General features: G+C 68.3%; 14 protein-coding genes and 1 tRNA gene. 14 read left to right on the top strand and 1 reads right to left on the bottom strand.

The genetic code is table 11. The annotated features are described in order from the left end of the window. Nucleotides 1–225: 225 nt before the first annotated feature. The 8 genes from CJ177_RS01860 to CJ177_RS01825 all read left to right on the top strand — a co-directional run bounded on the left by CJ177_RS01860 (nucleotide 226) and on the right by CJ177_RS01825 (nucleotide 6,665). Nucleotides 226–296 (top strand) — tRNA-Gln (locus CJ177_RS01860). A gap of 76 nt (nucleotides 297–372) precedes the next feature. Beyond that, the gene (glmU, locus tag CJ177_RS01855; RefSeq protein ID WP_095867170.1) at nucleotides 373–1,875 is read left to right on the top strand and encodes a bifunctional UDP-N-acetylglucosamine diphosphorylase/glucosamine-1-phosphate N-acetyltransferase GlmU; all 1,503 of its coding nucleotides are present in this window, start codon (nucleotides 373–375) and stop codon (nucleotides 1,873–1,875) included. Next, a complete protein-coding gene (locus tag CJ177_RS01850) occupies nucleotides 1,872–2,852 on the top strand; it encodes a ribose-phosphate diphosphokinase (protein ID WP_005238800.1) in 981 nt (326 codons plus the stop codon). The genes glmU and CJ177_RS01850 overlap by 4 nt, the downstream gene beginning before the upstream one ends. A 70-nt stretch (nucleotides 2,853–2,922) precedes the next feature. Then, the gene (locus CJ177_RS01845) at nucleotides 2,923–3,558 is read left to right on the top strand and encodes a DUF2461 domain-containing protein (protein ID WP_005238799.1); all 636 of its coding nucleotides are present in this window, start codon (nucleotides 2,923–2,925) and stop codon (nucleotides 3,556–3,558) included. Between the two features lie 264 nt (nucleotides 3,559–3,822). Beyond that, nucleotides 3,823–4,386 (top strand): hypothetical protein, encoded by a 564-nt coding sequence (locus CJ177_RS01840; RefSeq protein WP_037179295.1) that lies wholly within the window; start codon nucleotides 3,823–3,825, stop codon nucleotides 4,384–4,386. A gap of 43 nt (nucleotides 4,387–4,429) precedes the next feature. Beyond that, nucleotides 4,430–4,816, top strand: a complete 387-nt coding sequence (locus CJ177_RS01835; protein WP_005238797.1) for a hypothetical protein — start codon at nucleotides 4,430–4,432, stop codon at nucleotides 4,814–4,816. Nucleotides 4,817–4,869: 53 nt separating this feature from the next. Next, on the top strand, nucleotides 4,870–6,090 hold the full coding sequence (locus tag CJ177_RS01830) for a cytochrome P450 (protein ID WP_061700330.1): 1,221 nt from the start codon (nucleotides 4,870–4,872) through the stop codon (nucleotides 6,088–6,090). Further along, nucleotides 6,087–6,665 (top strand): TetR/AcrR family transcriptional regulator, encoded by a 579-nt coding sequence (locus CJ177_RS01825; RefSeq protein WP_061700331.1) that lies wholly within the window; start codon nucleotides 6,087–6,089, stop codon nucleotides 6,663–6,665. Before CJ177_RS01830 ends, CJ177_RS01825 begins: the two co-directional genes overlap by 4 nt. A 22-nt stretch (nucleotides 6,666–6,687) precedes the next feature. Here the strand turns inward: CJ177_RS01825 and CJ177_RS01820 are convergent, their stop codons facing one another. Next, nucleotides 6,688–8,178: an APC family permease gene (locus CJ177_RS01820; protein ID WP_095867169.1), complete on the bottom strand. Its 1,491-nt coding sequence runs from the start codon at nucleotides 8,176–8,178 to the stop codon at nucleotides 6,688–6,690. A gap of 240 nt (nucleotides 8,179–8,418) precedes the next feature. On the opposite strand from CJ177_RS01820, the gene CJ177_RS01815 reads away from it, so the two are divergent. The 6 genes from CJ177_RS01815 (at nucleotide 8,419) to CJ177_RS01790 (ending at nucleotide 16,430) form a co-directional block, all read left to right on the top strand. Further along, the gene (locus CJ177_RS01815; protein ID WP_095867168.1) at nucleotides 8,419–10,482 is read left to right on the top strand and encodes an acetate--CoA ligase family protein; all 2,064 of its coding nucleotides are present in this window, start codon (nucleotides 8,419–8,421) and stop codon (nucleotides 10,480–10,482) included. A gap of 35 nt (nucleotides 10,483–10,517) precedes the next feature. Beyond that, on the top strand, nucleotides 10,518–11,348 hold the full coding sequence (locus tag CJ177_RS01810) for an SDR family oxidoreductase (protein ID WP_095867167.1): 831 nt from the start codon (nucleotides 10,518–10,520) through the stop codon (nucleotides 11,346–11,348). Continuing rightward, nucleotides 11,345–12,778 (top strand): aldehyde dehydrogenase family protein, encoded by a 1,434-nt coding sequence (locus CJ177_RS01805; protein WP_095867166.1) that lies wholly within the window; start codon nucleotides 11,345–11,347, stop codon nucleotides 12,776–12,778. Before CJ177_RS01810 ends, CJ177_RS01805 begins: the two co-directional genes overlap by 4 nt. A gap of 71 nt (nucleotides 12,779–12,849) precedes the next feature. Continuing rightward, nucleotides 12,850–14,013 (top strand): acyl-CoA dehydrogenase family protein, encoded by a 1,164-nt coding sequence (locus CJ177_RS01800; protein ID WP_095867165.1) that lies wholly within the window; start codon nucleotides 12,850–12,852, stop codon nucleotides 14,011–14,013. Nucleotides 14,014–14,115: 102 nt separating this feature from the next. After that, nucleotides 14,116–15,717 carry a thiamine pyrophosphate-binding protein gene (locus CJ177_RS01795; protein ID WP_095867164.1) on the top strand — a complete coding sequence of 534 codons (1,602 nt, stop codon included), beginning with the start codon at nucleotides 14,116–14,118 and terminating at the stop codon, nucleotides 15,715–15,717. Between the two features lie 77 nt (nucleotides 15,718–15,794). Continuing rightward, on the top strand, nucleotides 15,795–16,430 hold the full coding sequence (locus CJ177_RS01790; protein ID WP_095867163.1) for a TetR/AcrR family transcriptional regulator: 636 nt from the start codon (nucleotides 15,795–15,797) through the stop codon (nucleotides 16,428–16,430). Nucleotides 16,431–16,433 lie beyond the last annotated feature (3 nt).

Below are 16,433 nucleotides of genomic sequence, written 5' to 3'. Positions count from 1 at the left end.
GCCCTCTCGGGGGTCGCGTCCACGTCCGTGGGTCGGGGCACCGAGGCACCATCCTTTCCTGACACTCGCGACGATGAAGTGCCGCGGGCAGCGTCGAAACACTGCAGGTAGCACCCACTCTATCGGGACGACCGAGACAAATTTCCGCAGCGGTTCGACGGGCGGCGGGTCGGCATGCGAGGATTCTCTCGCGCAAACGGGCGTGACACCCCGTGTGTGTGGCAATCCGCCGTAGTGTAATGGCAGCACCTCTGATTTTGGTTCAGATAGTTCAGGTTCGAGTCCTGGCGGCGGAGCGGAGCCTGCGGAGCTAATTCCTGCAGGCGGAGCTGTCGAGAACAGTCAAGAGCGGAACGACCCAGAGGGAGCTTCATGCCAGTGCAGACCGCCGTGGTCGTCCTCGCCGCCGGCGCGGGAACTCGGATGCGGTCGAAGACCCCCAAGGTGCTGCACACCCTGGGCGGACGCACGATGCTGGCGCATTCCCTGCACGCCGCCTCGGAGGTCGATCCGGCGCACCTCGTCACCGTCGTCGGCCACGACAAGGAACGCGTCGGAGCCGCCGTCACTGCCCTCAAGGCCGAGCTTGGCCGCCCGATCGCAATCGCCGTCCAGGAAGAGCAGAACGGCACCGGGCACGCCGTCGAATGCGGCCTGTCCGCTCTGCCCGCCGATTTCCGTGGGACCGTGCTGGTCACCGCCGCGGACGTCCCGCTGCTCGACGGCCGCACCCTGCACGCTCTCGTCGACGAGCACCGCAGCGAGCCCACTCCCGCGGCGGTCACGGTACTGACGTTCACCGCCCCGGAGCCCACGGGCTACGGGCGGATCGTCAGACTGCCCCACGACGGTGAGATCGCCGAGATCGTGGAAGAGGCCGACGCCACAGAAGAGCAGGCGGCCATCACCGAGGTCAATGCGGGTGTGTACGCGTTCGACGCCGAGTTCCTCCGCTCCGCGCTCGGACAGCTCAACGCGAACAACGCGCAGGGCGAGCTGTACCTGACCGACGTCGTCAAGATCGCCCGCGAGGCCGGTGCACCCGTCTTCGCCGCGCATCTGTCCGACTCCGCGAAGGTCGCGGGCGCCAACGATCGCGTCCAGCTGTCGAGGCTGGCTGCCGAACTCAACCGCCGCACCGTCGAGAACTGGATGCGGGCCGGCGTCACCGTCGTCGATCCGTCGACCACGTGGATCGACGTCGGCGTCACGCTCGCTCGCGACGTCACCATCCATCCGGGGGTGCAGCTGCTCGGCACCACCGCCGTCGGCGAGGACGCCGTGATCGGTCCCGACACCACGCTCACCGACGTGTCGGTCGGCGAAGGCGCCAGCGTGGTGCGCACCCACGGCTCGGAATCGACGATCGGCGCAGGCGCCACCGTCGGCCCGTTCTCCTACCTGCGTCCCGGCACCGTCCTCGGTGCGTCCGGCAAGCTCGGCGCATTCGTCGAGACGAAGAACGCCGACATCGGGGCGCACTCCAAAGTTCCTCACCTGACCTACGTGGGCGACGCCACGATCGGCGAGTACAGCAACATCGGTGCGTCGAGCGTGTTCGTCAATTACGACGGCGTCGCCAAGAGCCGTACGGTGGTGGGGTCACACGTCCGGACCGGATCGGACACCATGTTCGTCGCTCCGGTACAGGTCGGTGACGGTGCTTACACCGGCGCCGGCACGGTGCTGCGTTTCGACGTACCACCGGGGGCACTCGCGGTCTCCGGCGGAAAGCAGCGCAATATTGACGGCTGGGTGCAACGAAATCGGCCCGGTACCGCCGCCGCCGAGGCGGCAGCCGCCGCGGGACTGCACCACAGTTCAGATCTGCACGAAACCGAGAAGCAAGATTTAAAGGATGGCATAGAGCAGTGACCGCGAATTGGATCGACAACCAGAAGAACCTCATGCTTTTTTCTGGTCGCGCGCATCCGGAGCTGGCCGAACAGGTGGCGAAGGAACTCGACGTGCGGGTCACCCCGCAGACTGCCCGTGACTTCGCGAACGGCGAGATCTTCGTCCGTTTCGAGGAGTCGGTCCGCGGCTCCGACGCCTTCGTACTGCAGAGCCACCCGGCCCCGCTGAACACGTGGGTGATGGAACAGCTGATCATGATCGACGCGCTCAAGCGTGGATCGGCCAAGCGCATCACCGCGATCCTGCCGTTCTACCCGTACGCACGCCAGGACAAGAAGCACCGCGGCCGTGAGCCCATCTCGGCTCGCCTGATCGCCGACCTCCTCAAGACCGCCGGCGCCGACCGCATCATCACGGTCGACCTCCACACCGACCAGATCCAAGGCTTCTTCGACGGCCCCGTCGACCACATGCACGCCCAGGGTCAGCTCGCCGAGTACATCCGCGGCAACTACGGCACCGAGAACATCGCTGTCGTCTCCCCCGACTCCGGTCGCGTCCGGGTCGCCGAGAAGTGGGCCGACACCCTCGGCGGCGCGCCGCTGGCGTTCATCCACAAGACGCGCGACCCGCTGGTGCCCAACCAGGTGAAGTCCAACCGCGTCGTCGGTGACGTCGAAGGCCACACCTGCATCCTGATCGACGACATGATCGACACCGGTGGAACCATCGCCGGCGCCGTGAAGATCCTCAAGGAGGCCGGCGCGGGCGACGTGATCATCGCCGCCACCCACGGTGTCCTGTCCGATCCGGCGGCCGAGCGCCTCGCCGCGTGTGGTGCCAAGGAAGTCATCGTCACCAACACGCTCCCGATCGACGAGTCGAAGAAGTTCCCGACCCTGACGGTGCTGTCCATCGCGCCGCTGCTGGCTCGCACCATCAAGGAAGTTTTCGAGAACGGCTCGGTCACGTCGCTGTTCAACGGCAACGCCTAGGCGCTTCGCACCTGTGAGTGGTTGACGAGTCCAGGGACTCGTCAACCACTCACAGGCGTAGCCTTTCCCTGTGTTCACCGGGATCCCCACCGCTGCTCTCGACTTCTACGAGGACCTCGAGGCAGACAACAGCAAGAGCTTCTGGACCGCGCACAAATCCGTCTACGACGACTCCGTGCGCGCACCCATGACCGCCCTGCTCGCGGAACTCGAATCGGAGTTCGGCGCGGGCAAGGTGTTTCGCCCGTACCGCGACGTCCGGTTCTCGAAGGACAAGACGCCCTACAAGACCCACCAGGGCGGATTCGTCGAAACCCGCCCCGGCGTGGGCTACTACGTACAGATCGACGCCGCGGGACTGTTCGTCGCGGGCGGCTTCTATTCGCATACCCCGCTCCAGGTCGGGCGTTTCCGTGACGCCGTCGACGACGACCGCAAGGGCCGCGAACTCGTCCGGCTCGTGAAGAAGGTCCGGTCGTCGGGATTCGAGATCGGCGGCGACACACTCAAGACCCGTCCCCGCGGCGTCGCAGAGGACCACCCGCGACTCGACCTGATGCGTCACAAGTCGCTCACCGCCAGCCGGAGCTATCTCTCCCCTGACTGGATCGAAACTCCCCGCGCCGCTGACGAAGTGCGCACCGCCTGGCGTTCGATGCGGCCGCTCGTCGACTGGCTGACGACCGTCATCGGTGCCGGAGAATGAAACTTACCGGTCGGGAAAACACGTGTGGCACACAGCGTTTGCGGAGCAGTTTGCGAGCCTCGGCATGATCTTCGTCACGCTTGGCCGCAGAACCGCAGGTCGTACTTACGGCGATGTGACTCGCACGCTCGAATTCCCCTACTGTGGCTCGTCGTGATCGACGCGCAGACTCTCTCCGGCCCTATCGATATCGCTGCAATTCGAAACGTCCGGCGTTGGTCGCCGGGGGCGTGCGTGTGGTGCGGAGACGACAACGCGGTCGAGATGTTCCGTAACGAACCTCGCTGTGGCGCTTGCCGCGAGAAGGAATCGGTCATCGACGAGGCCCGCCGCTTCCTGGGCATGTACGGTCTGCGTCCGCTCGGCGGCACGTTGCAGTCGGACGATGACGAAGAGCGTGAGCACCGGGTCAACGCCCGCGATGCGCGTCGCGAACTCAACGAGATGAAGCTCGCGGAACTCCCGGACCCGGCCGCCGTGCGCAAGGCGCTCCGCCCCCGGGCGGCCAGCGTGGTGTCGGAGCCGCGCAGCACCGCTCATTCGGGAACGTCGTCGGCCACCGCGTCGACCCGCCCGAGCGCATCCCGCACGTCGGCCACGCCGCCGGTGGCTCCGGTGCGCACCGACGCCGTCGACGTCGCCGCACTCGAATCGCGCGTCACGGGTCTGCTCGATCAGCTCTCGGCCATCGACGCCCAGATGAATCTGATCGGTGAGCCCGCCGGCCTCGCCGCGCGTGCCCGGATCAGCGACCTCGAGAAGCAGCGCGCCACCGTGCTCCGCACCCTCGCGGCTCTGGAGAAGGCCCGGATCGCGGCCGGCCAGTAGGCCGCACTTTTCGGGCTGCGGCCGGGTGATACTCTCGCCCTTCATGCAGCCCGCCTCCTCACCCACCGCGCTCGTCATCGACGCGAAGAAGCCGCCGATGGGCCCGATGCTGGTGACGCCCAACGCCCGTATCAACGGCTATCCCGTACCGCTGCGGTGGGGCCACAACGTCATTCCGGCACCTCCCGGTGTGCATCACATCCAGATCTCCGTCCCGTGGATCGTGGAGCAGGGCAAGGCACAGATCACCGTCGACAACCGGTATCACCCGGCTCCCCCGGTGTACTACGCGTCGCCGTTCAGCAGTTTCAGCAAGGGCGCCATCGATCATCGGCCTGTGAAGAATCCGGGACTGCTGGGGCTGCTGCTCATCCTCACGCCGGTACTCGTCCTGATCCTCGCCGTCGTGGCGTTCGCCCTGTTCGGCTAGAGGTCGCGCCTCGCACTATTGACACTTTGGCCAAAGTGTCTCACCATCGATACATGACCGCACATGTGTCGAGCGTCTCGTTCGTGCCGAGGTCCGGGCAATCGTGGCGGGCCCCGTGGCAGATGTACGCAGACCTGCGCGACCACGACCCTGTCCATCACGTCGTCCCCGAGGGCGCACCCGGGAACGACTACTGGGTGCTGTCCCGGCACGCCGACGTCTACGCGGCGGCCCGGGACGCCGAGACGTTCTCCTCCGCAGCCGGCCTCACCACGACGTACGGCGAGCTGGAGAAGATCGGCCTGCAGGACAATCCGCCGCTGGTAATGCTCGACCCGCCCGACCACACCGCGTTCCGGCGTCTCGTCTCGAAGGGATTCACCCCGCGGCAGGTCACCGCCGTCGAGCCGTCGGTCCGGGCATTCGTGGTGGAGCGCATCGAACGACTGCGGGAGGCAGGCGAGGGCGATGTGGTGAAGGAACTGTTCAAGCCGTTGCCGAGCATGGTCGTCGCCCACTACCTCGGTGTCCCCGACGAGGACCGAGCGCAGTTCGACGGGTGGACCGAGGCAATCGTCGCGGCCAATGCGCAGGGCGACACGCTGCAGGCGACGGGTGCGGTCACCGATCTGATGGGCTACTTCGCCGGACTGATCGAGCGGCGGCGCACCGACCCCGGAGACGACACGATCTCGCACCTCGTCGCGGGCGGGATGGGAGCCGACGGCGACGTCACCGGGCTGCTCTCCATCCTCGGTTTCGCGTTCACGATGGTCACCGGCGGCAACGACACCACCACCGGGATGCTCGGAGGTGCAGTCCAGTTGCTCACCGAGCACCGGGATCAGCGCCGCGATCTGATCGAACATCCGGAGCTCGTCGGCGACGCCGTCGAGGAATTGCTGCGGCTCACGGCCCCCGTCCAGGGCCTCGCCCGCACGGTGACCCGCGACGTCGAGATCGACGGCACCGTCGTTCCCGAGGGACGGAAGGCACTCCTGCTGTACGGCTCCGCGAACCGCGATCCGCGCCGGTTCGGACCGGATTCCGAGGTCCTGGACGTGCGTCGCAGTCCGAAGCAGATCCTCACGTTCAGCCACGGGGCCCACCACTGCCTGGGTGCGGCAGCGGCACGGATGCAGGCGCGGATCGCTCTCGAGGAACTGCTGGCCCGCTGCCCCGACTTCACCGTCGACATCGACGCCGTCGTCTACGCGGACGGCAATTACGTGCGCCGCCCGACAAGCGTCCCGTTCCGGGTGGGTGGAGCGTGACCGCCGACTGGATGCGGGACGAACGCCCCCGCCTCGCCGCCGAGCGAATCCTCGACGTCGCGGCCCAGCTGTACGTCGAGAACGGCATCGCCGCCGTCGGAATGGCCGAGGTTGCCCGGGCGGCCGGATGTTCCCGCGCCACGCTGTACCGCTACTTCGACGGCAGGCAGTCGTTGCAGCTGGCGTTCGTCCACCGCGAGGCCCGGCGCATCGGCGCGCTGGTCGCGGAGGAGGTGTCCGGGGTCGGCGACCCGAAGGACGTGATCGTGGAGGCGATGCTGGCCGCGATCCGGCTGGTGCGCGCCGACCCGACTCTGGCCGCCTGGTTCCAGCTCGGCGACTCCGGCCTCGCCGCGCAGATCGCCCACTCGTCGGACGTCATCGAGTCGCTGGGCACCGCCCTCCTGGGGCAGGCGGGGTTCTCCGGAGAGGAGACGGTGAGGAAGGCACGGTGGCTCGTCCGGATCATCGTCTCCCTGCTCACCGTTCCGGGCGTCGACGACACCGACGAACGCACGATGCTCGAGCAGTTCGTCGCGCCGGCGATCGCCGAGCACGACGCCGGACGCGCCTGACGCCCTGCCACCGCCCGGACCGTCAGCGCGCCGCGCCCGCCTGCTCGTCGGCATCGACCTCGAGGGTCGTCTTCCGGTCGGATTCACCGATTCGCGCGAAGACGAGCGGCTTGCGGAGCCGCAGGTAGCAGTACAGGGCGATGTAGCCGAGCACGGTCGCGAAGAAGATCCACGCGACCACGCCTCGCGCTCCGGACGGGAAGGGGTTGAAGCTGTACCAGTACACGAGCACCGACCCGATCGCGGCGAGGACGGTCGCCAGTCCGATGCCCAGGCGCAGCGACCGCGACCGGATCGCGCAGTAGCCGGCCGCCAGTGCGGTGAGTCCGTAGGCGGCGATCAGCATGTAGCCGGCGTACGTCCCGAGCAGGCCGTACGACGTCTCCGCCGCGGTCACGACCACGCCGAGGAGCCCGGCCACGAGGTAGATGACGCCGAGGGTCGTCACCGCGCCGACGGGAGTTCCGTGGCGGGCGCTGACCTTGCCGAGTCGAGCGGGCAGCAGACCGTCGCGGGCCAGTGTGTACACGGTCCGGCTGGTACCTGCCATGACCCCGAGAGTGGAACCGAAGAAGCTGATGGCGACACCGATGTCGATCAGATAGCCGAGCCACCCGACGCCGTTGTGCTCCGCCAGGGTGTCGAGAGGTGCGTTCATGTTCTCGATCGGCAACCCGCGGAAGCCCAGGACGATGATGTAGGTGGCGACGATGTAGAGCACCCCGCAGGCCAGGACCGAGCCGACGACGGCGAAGCTGATGGCCCGCTTGGGATGACGCGCCTCCCGGCCCAGCGTGGCGGCGTGGTCGAATCCGGCGAGGGAGAACACGGAGAAGCCTGCGGTCGCGAGAATCGCCGTGGCACTGAACCCGTGGAAGTCGAACTGCCGGCTGTCGATCGGACCGGTGTCCGAATTCGCGAGGACCACGATCAGGAGCACGACGATCACTGCCACCGTGAAGAATTCGATCACCAGCAGCAGCTTCGCGGACAGCTTCACTTCACGAAGATTCAGGGCGGTCACCGCGACCGCGACGGCCCCGGCGCAGATGCCGAGCGTCCACGTGCTCGCGGGCAGACCCACCTTCTGAAGGAATGCGTCGAGGTAGATCGCCGAGCCGATCACGCATGCGGGACCCGCGACGAGTGACGACGCGAGGTGGGTGACCATGACGAAGAATCCGGCCGGTTTGCCTGCCGCGCGAGCCGCGAGTCCGTATGTCCCTCCGGTGGTGGTGAAGCGTTTGGCCAGCCAGCCGATGCCCCCGGCGAACCCGAGGACCAGCACGGAGGTCACGGCCCAGGTGATCCAGCTGAGGTTGCCGGCAATCGTGACGACGACACCGATCGCGAGGGCCAGCGTGGACGCGGGCGCCAGAATGCCGAGCGAAACGCCGAACACTGCCCACGTCGGGAGGATTCCGCGCGGCAGCTGACCGGCCTCGGCGTCGGGGATTCCCGCCGAGGGCATCATCGTGTCGTTCGTGGTCGATCCATCGTGCACAGTCTTCATGAACGCTCCTCGCGGATGGCCGGACAGAGGGTGTCGAATAGTTGGCTGGTGGGCCAGTTATGAATCATCGTGAGGGCGATCACACTCGATGTCAAGAGCGCATCACCTCCCGAACGGCACCCGCAGCGACGGCGAGAGGCGGGTTGACAGCCCCTGTGAGTGCCGCCACAATCTAAATTGACTGATGCGCCAGTTATCTATTTTCCGATCGACAGCAACGCGAGATCGAGGAGAGTCCCTATGACCACTGTGGTGGCCGAATCCGTCACACAACTGAGCGTGTTCTCCGACCCCGCCTCGGTGGCCGTCGTCGGCGCCTCCGCCGATCCCGCGAAGTGGGGTTACTGGCTGGCGAGCGGCGCATTGACGGGTGAGCACCGCCGCCGAGTTCATCTGGTCAACAGGAGAACCGACACCCTCCTCGAACACCCATGCCATCCGAACCTGTCGGCCCTCCCCGAGGTCCCCGACCTCGTCGCCCTCTGCGTGCCGGCGCCGTTCGTCTCGGACGTGGTGGACGAGGCACTCGCACTCGGCGTTCGCGGATTCCTCGGGGTCACCGCAGGCGTTCCCGGCGAAGCCGAACTCGCCGACCGGATCCGAAGTGCCGGAGCACGACTCGTCGGCACCAACAGTCTCGGCATCTACGACAGCGCCACCGACCTCTCGCTGACGTGGGGGCGGTTCACACCCGGGCCGCTCGCCGTCATCTCGCAGAGCGGGCAACTCGGCTCCGAACTCGCCGCGCTCGGCGTCCGGCACGGCGTGGGCGTCTCCCGGTTCGTCTCCATCGGAAACCAGTCCGACGTCACCGCCGCCGAACTGCTCTCCGATCTCGGCAGCCACGACCCGACGCGCGTGATCGCCCTGTACCTCGAAAGTTTCAGCGACGGCGAATCCCTGTTCCGGACGTTGCGCGCCCTGCGCGACACCGGACGACCGACTCTGCTGTTGACGGTCGGTGCCAGCGCCGCGAGCACGCGCCTGGCGCGCTCCCACACGGGTTCACTCACCTCTGCCCTGGACGTCGTCGACGCAGCCTGCCGCGCGGCGGGCGTGCTCCGCGTGAGCACCCCCGACGAGTTGATCACCGTCGCCCGGGCATTTCTCACCACCACCGTCCCCGACGGCAACCGCGTCGCCATCGTCGGCGACAGCGGCGGGCAGTGCGCGATCGCCGCCGACGTGACGAGCGCGAGCGCATTGACCGTTCCCGACTTCTCGTCCGCGCTCGCCGAATCCATTGCCCTGCAACTGCCGACCGGTGCGGCCAGCAGCAACCCGGTAGACCTCGCCGGGGCAGGAGAGCAGGATCTGGGAAGTTACGCGAGCGTCGTCGAACGCCTTCTCCGCGCCGACGAGTCGGACGCCGTGGTGCTCACCGGGTATTTCGGCTGCTACGCGCGGGACGCTCCCACTCTCGCCGAACGCGAAGCGGCCGTGGCCGAACGGATCGGGCGGGCGTCCGCGGAGACGGGCAAACCCGTCGTCGTCCACACCATGGCTCCGGAATCGAGCACCGCACAGGCGTTGTGGCGGCACGGCGTCCCCGTGTTCGACACGGTCGATTCCGCGGTCCGCGCCCTGTCCGGGCTGTCCCGCCTGCGTCCACCTCAGGCCTCGAATCACCCTCTCTCCGAGCTCGTTCCGCAGGGCGGGCTCCGGTCCGGATACTGGGCCGCGCGTGAACTCCTCACCGAACTCGGCGTCGCCTTTCCTGACGGCGGAGTCGTGCGCACCCACGACGAGGCGGTCGCAGTGGCCGGCCGTCTGCGGGCCCCGTTCGTCCTCAAGGCGAGCTGGCTCGAGCACAAGAGTGAGGCGGGCGGGGTCGCGGTCGGCATCGCCGGTCCCGAACAACTGGTGTGCACCTTTCAGGACATGTATTCCCGGCTCGGCGACGGCGACTACGTGCTCGAGGAGCAGGACACCCGCGCCGGCGCGGTGGAAATCCTGGTCGGCGCGCGCCGTGATCCCGACCTCGGTCCGGTGATCGTGGTGGGCGCCGGCGGCACCGAAACCGAAGTGCTCCAGGACATCGGTCTCGAATCGGCCCCGGTCGGGCCCGAGGATGCCCTCGCGATGGTCGAACGCCTCCGCTGCATGCCGCTTCTCCGCGGATGGCGGGGACGCCCCGCGGTGTCCGTCGATGGCCTGGTCGACGTGATCACGCGGGTGTCCCGGTTGATCGCGGAACGGCCCGACATCGCCGAGATCGAGTTGAATCCGGTCCGCGTCGCCCCGGACGGAGCGCTCACCGTCGACGCGCTCGTCGTGGCCGCCGAACCGACCCCAGCCCCGTGAGTCCACATCCCGAGACAGCACAGGAGAACCATGCGATGACCGAGACCCACTCCCCCGGCCTCGTCCCGAACACCGCCGACGAATTCCAGGACCGCGTCGCCGTCGTCACGGGTGGCGGCTCCGGTATCGGACGCGCCGTCGCGATGCGGTGGGCGGCCGCGGGCGGCACCGTCGTCGTCTTCGGCCGCAGGCAGAACGCGCTCGACGACACCGTCCGGGCGGCCGAGCTGGTCGGCGGGAAAGCCGAGGCCGTGGTGTGCGACGTGCGGGATTCCGACGCCGTGGACGTGGCGATCGACGGCGTCGTCGATCGCTACGGCCGCCTCGACGCGCTGGTCAACAACGCCGCAGGCAACTTTGTGGTTCCCAGCGAGGACCTCTCGCCGGGCGGGTGGAAGGCTGTGGTGGACATCGTCCTGAACGGCACGTTCTACTGCACCCGCGCGGCGGGCCGCCACATGCTGGCGACCGGTCGCGGCACCATCCTCAACACCATCGCCAGTTACGCGTGGCACGGTCATCCCGGCACCGTCCACAGTGCGGCGGCCAAGGCGGGTGTCGTCGCGATGACGCGCACGCTGGCCGTGGAATGGGGCGGTCGCGGCGTCCGAATCAACTGCATCGCACCGGGACCGACCGAAACCGAGGGAGCCGGGGCGGCCCTGTGGCCTACCGAGCAGGACCGCACCCGAGTGCTGTCGAGCGTCCCCGCTGCTCGCTTCACGACGCCGGAGGAAGTCGCCGAATCCGCGGCCTTCCTGCTCAGCGACCGCTCCGGCTACGTCACCGGAGAGGTCCTCGTCACCGACGGCGGCCAGTGGCTCGGCAAGTCCGTGTACACGGATTCGCGAGCGGCGGCCCGATGACCGTCACGATTCACACCACCTGGGACCGGGACTCGATCCTCGTCGGCGGGGACTGGATTCCCGTCACCGACTGCACGGAGGTGCACGACCCGGCCACCGAGTCCGTGATCGGCCGGTCCGCGTCGGCCGGTGCCGTCCAAGTCGACGCCGCTGTCGCGGCGGCACGCGTCGCCGGAACAGCGTGGGGTGCAGGTGCTCCCGAGGATCGCGCCGCGGTCCTCGACGCCTTGTGCACCCAACTTCGCGCGCGGAGGCAGCTCCTCGTCGACACCACCGTCGCGGAAGTGGGAGCCCCGGTGACCGCGGCCGAGGAAGCGCACATCGACCTCGGTATCGAGATCCTCGCATCGTATGCGCGGCTCGCCAGGGACCTTCCCTTCCGGGAACGGCTGGGCCGGACGCTGCTGTTGCGGCGCCCCGCGGGGGTCGTCGCGTGCATCACGCCGTGGAACTACCCCTTCTACCAGCTCGCAGCCAAGGTGGGAGCGGCTCTCGCGGCGGGATGCACCTCTGTCGTCAAGCCGGCCGAGCTCACCCCGCTGTCCACCTACCTGTTCGCCGACGCCGCACTCGATGCCGGAGTTCCGCCCGGGGTCCTGAACCTGGTTCCGGGCAGCGGTCGAACGGTGGGGGCCGCGCTGGCCGCGCACCCCGGGGTCGATGTGGTGTCCTTCACCGGCTCAACCGCTGTCGGCAGGGGCGTCGCACACGCCGCCGCCGAATCCCTGAAACGGGCGTGCCTCGAGCTCGGCGGCAAGTCGGCCTCCGTGGTGCTCGACGATGCCCCGCTGCCGGAAGCGGTCGCCGCGACCGTCGACGCCGCCATGCTCAACTCGGGTCAGACGTGCAGCGCGTGGACTCGTCTGCTCGTGCCGCGCGCACGGTACGAGGAGGCGGTCGAACTCGCCGCCGATCACGCCGACACCTTGCGGGTGGGTGATCCCCGGGACCGCTCGACGCAACTCGGCCCGGTGATCTCGGCTGCGCAGCGACGATCGATCGCGGAGGCGGTCGATGCGGCGGTCGCCGGCGGGGCCCGCCTGGCAGCGGGAGGTTCCGGCGTGCCTGCCGGCCTCGAAACGGGCCACTACCTGCGACCGACCGTGCTCGCCGAGGTCGGGCCGCACGACCCGATCGTGCGCGACGAAATCTTCGGGCCGGTGCTGGTCGTCCTTCCGCACGACGGCGACGAGGACGCGATCCGGCTCGCCAACGACAGCGACTACGGGCTCGGCGGCGCCGTGTGGTCGGCCGACCCGGAACGGGCACTCGGCGTCGCGGCCCGGATGGACACCGGTCAGGTCGACATCAACGGCGCCCCGTTCAACCCCGAGGCCCCGTTCGGAGGCTGGAAGTCCTCCGGCCTGGGCCGGGAGCTCGGCCGGTTCGGCGTCGAGGAGTTCACCGAGCTGACGGCGGTGCAGCGCTGACCCGACGCACCACACACACACACCACAGTCCCGCACCGACACAACCGTATTCGAAGCGAAGGAACCGCGACATGACCACCACCACCAACATCCCCGCCTGGCCCCTGACCGACGAGCAGAAGCAGATCATCGAGCTGTGCCGGGACTTCGCGCAGAAGGAGATCCGGCCCCGCGGCCGGGAGGTCGACGAGGCGGATGTCGTGACACCCGTCGACATCTTCGCCAAGGCCGCCGCGGTGGGCATCACCGACTTCATGATCCCCGAGGAGTTCGGCGGAGGCGGCATGGGCGACGTCTTCACCCAGTGCCTGGTGCAGGAGGAACTGTGCTGGGGTGACCCCGGAATCGGAAACCTCGTGTGCTCCAACGGCTTCTTCTCCGATCCGATCATGGTCCTCGGTACCGAGGAGCAGAAAAAGCAGTGGCTCGGCCCCCTCACCGGACCGAACGCACCGATGACCTCGCTGGCCACCACCGAACCGGGATCCGGCTCGGATGCGGCGTCGATCGTCACCACGGCCGAGCGCGTCGACGGCGGCTACCGGCTGGGCGGGCAGAAGGCATGGATCTCCAACGCCGGCGCCGCCCAGTTCTACGTCGTGTTCGCGAAGACCGACCGCACCCAGCGGTCCGGTGGCGTCTCCGCGTTCCTCCTCGAGAAGGGCGCCAAGGGAATGACCTTCGGGGAGCCGATGAAGAAGATGGGACAGCGCGCCATCGTGTGCCGGGAGATCTTCTTCGACAACGTGTTCGTCCCCGAGGAGAATCGTCTCGGCGAGGAGGGACAGGGCTTCTACGGTCTGATGGGCACATTCGACATCTCGCGGGTCGTGCTCGGGGCCGCCGCCGTCGGCGCCGCCCGCGCCGCCTACGAGTACGCCCTCGACTACGCGAAGACACGGAAGCAGTTCGGGGTGCCGATCATCGAGCATCAGGCAGTCGCGTTCCGGCTGGCAGACATGGCGACGCGGATCGAATCCGCCCGGCTGCTGGTCCATCACGCCGCCCGCATCATCGACAGCGGCGGAAACGCCAGGGGCATCGCCGCCATGGCGAAACTGACGGCGTCCGAAACCGCCATGTTCGTCACGCACGCCGCGGTGCAGACGCTCGGCGGTTGGGGCTATTCCCGCGAGTACCCCGTCGAGCAGTGGATGCGCGACGTGAAACTGGAGGAGATCGAGGAAGGCACGTCCGACATCATGAAGCTCGTCATTTCCCGGAACCTGGACTGACTCGCGCGGCTGCGGGGCGGAGACACGCCTTCGCCCCGCACCCGTCCGGGTACCCGCGCACCATCCGCACACGAACACTGCACAGCCCATGGGAGGGCATCGATGACAAGCCAGAACGGCGGCCAGGCACTCGTCGCGGCTCTCGCCGCACACGGAGTCGACACGGTCTTCGGAATTCCGGGCACCCACAACCTCGCCGTCTACGCCGCCTTGGCCGACTCGCCGATCCGCTCCGTCCTGACACGGCACGAGCAGGGGGCCGGTTACGCCGCCGACGGATACGCGCGCGTGACGGGCAAACCCGGCGTGTGCCTGACCACCACCGGCCCCGCGATACTCAATGCCGCTGCCGCAGCGGCGCAGGCGTGGTCGGACTCGGTCCCGGTTCTCTTCATCTCACCGGCCCTGCCGCTCACCCACCCGGGGAGGGGAAACGGCTACCTCCACGAGGTGAAGAATCAGCAGGCCGCGCTCGAGGCGATCGTGTCCTACAGCCACCGGGTCACCAGCGTCGCCGAGATCCCCCGCGCGATCGCCTACGCCTTCGCCGCCATGAGCTCCGGCAGACCGCGACCGGTGCACATCGAGATCCCCGTCGACATCCTCGACGCGGAAGCGGACGTCCGGATCGTGGCACCGGTCGAGTCCGCTCCGCTCGCCGCTCCCCTCCACGCGGTGACCGACGCGGCGCAGCGCCTCGCCGCCTCACAGTGTCCCGTGCTGGTCGTGGGCGGCGGGGCCCGCTCGGCGGCGCCGCAGGTCCGTGCCCTCGCCGAACGGCTGTCCGCGCCCGTACTCACGACGACCAACGGGAAGGGAGTCCTCGACGAGGACCACCCGCTGTCGGTGGGGGCCGGCGTTCACCATCCGTCGGTCCGCGCCGTGCTCGAGGCCGCCGACTGCGTTCTCGCGATCGGGACGGAATTCGCACCCTCCGATTTCTGGTACGGCCCGGTCGAACTGGACCACAAGCTGATTCGCATCGACGTCGATCCGACGTCGATGACCACGAACGCCGATCCCGCCATCCGCCTGCTGGGTGATGCCGGGACCGCGGTGTCGCAACTGCTCGACGCCACGAATACGCGCGAGGATCCCGGTGCCCACGAGCGGGCCGCGTCGCTCCGACGGGGGCTGCGGGCCGATGCCGCCGCCGAAGGCGCTCCGTGGCTCGACATGATGGCCGCCATCGCGCCGGTCGTCGACGAATCCACGGTGATCGCCGGGGACAGCACGATGGCCTGCTACTACGGTGCACTGTCGAACCTCACCGTGCACCGCCCCGGCGGATTCCTGTACCCGACGGGACAGGGAACGCTGGGATACGGGTTGCCCGCGGCGATCGGCGCGTCCGTGGCCGACCCGAACGCACGGGTCCTGGCGATCCTCGGCGACGGCGGGGTGATGTTCACGCTTCCCGAGCTCGCGACCGCCGCGCAACTCCGATTGCCGCTGCCCGTCGTCGTCGTCGACAACGGCGGGTACGGCGAGATCCGCAACGAGATGGCGGACCGCGGCGACACCGTCCACTCTGTCGCGCTCGGCGGCATCGACTTCCCCGCCGTGGCGCGGGCGATGGGATGTCACGGACGAGCCGTCGAGTCCCCTGCGGCGCTGACGGACGCGATCACGGCGGCGTTCGGCGCGGATCGCCCGACTCTCCTGCACATCCGTGAGAACAGCAGGGCAACGCAGCAGGGGTGACGGCTACGCTGGTTCGGCCGAACTCTCGACTACGGTCTCTGTAGACGAGACGTCACATCCTAGGAGTTGAGAGCGCGATGCCACGCCCCAGCGTTGAAGCGGAACGTCGAGAACAGATCCTTCAAGCGACGTGTGAAGCCATCGCCGAACTCGGCTTCCTCGCCGTCCGGATCGCCGACGTCGCGGCACGGGCCGGGGTGAGCAACGGGACGATCCACTACTACTTCGATTCCAAGGATGCGCTGCTGCATTCGGCGTTCCAGTTCAACTTCGAGCACTCGCTGGAACGTCGGCGATGGATCATGGAGAAGAGCGACGTCCCGCTCGTGCGGCTCCACCGGCTCGTGGAGTCGTACCTTCCCGCCGGGCCGGAGACGATCACGGCCTGGCGGGTGTGGGTGGAGCTGTGGGCGTCCGCACTCGGCAACGTCGAACTCCAGGAACTGAACGACACCGTGTACGGAGAGTGGCGCGGGGTGGTCCGGGAGACCGTCGAGGCCGGCGTCGAACAGGGCGCTCTGCGGGTGAAGGACCCCGGGGCCGCCACCGACATGCTCCTCGGTCTTCTCGACGGCCTCGCGATCCAGGTGCTCACCGGCTCCACCCTGATGACTCCGACGCGGATGCGGTCCGTGTGCGACGACTTCATCGACGCCATCACCGTCGACAAGCACCGGGTCGCGTCGACCGCCCGCACACGCACCACGAAGTAGCCG

Origin of the sequence: Rhodococcus sp. ACPA1, assembly GCF_002300195.1 — a bacterium.
Classification (GTDB): domain Bacteria; phylum Actinomycetota; class Actinomycetes; order Mycobacteriales; family Mycobacteriaceae; genus Rhodococcus_F; species Rhodococcus_F opacus.
Note: the sequence above shows the minus strand (reverse complement) of the source record. Positions and strands in the feature narration are given on the sequence as shown.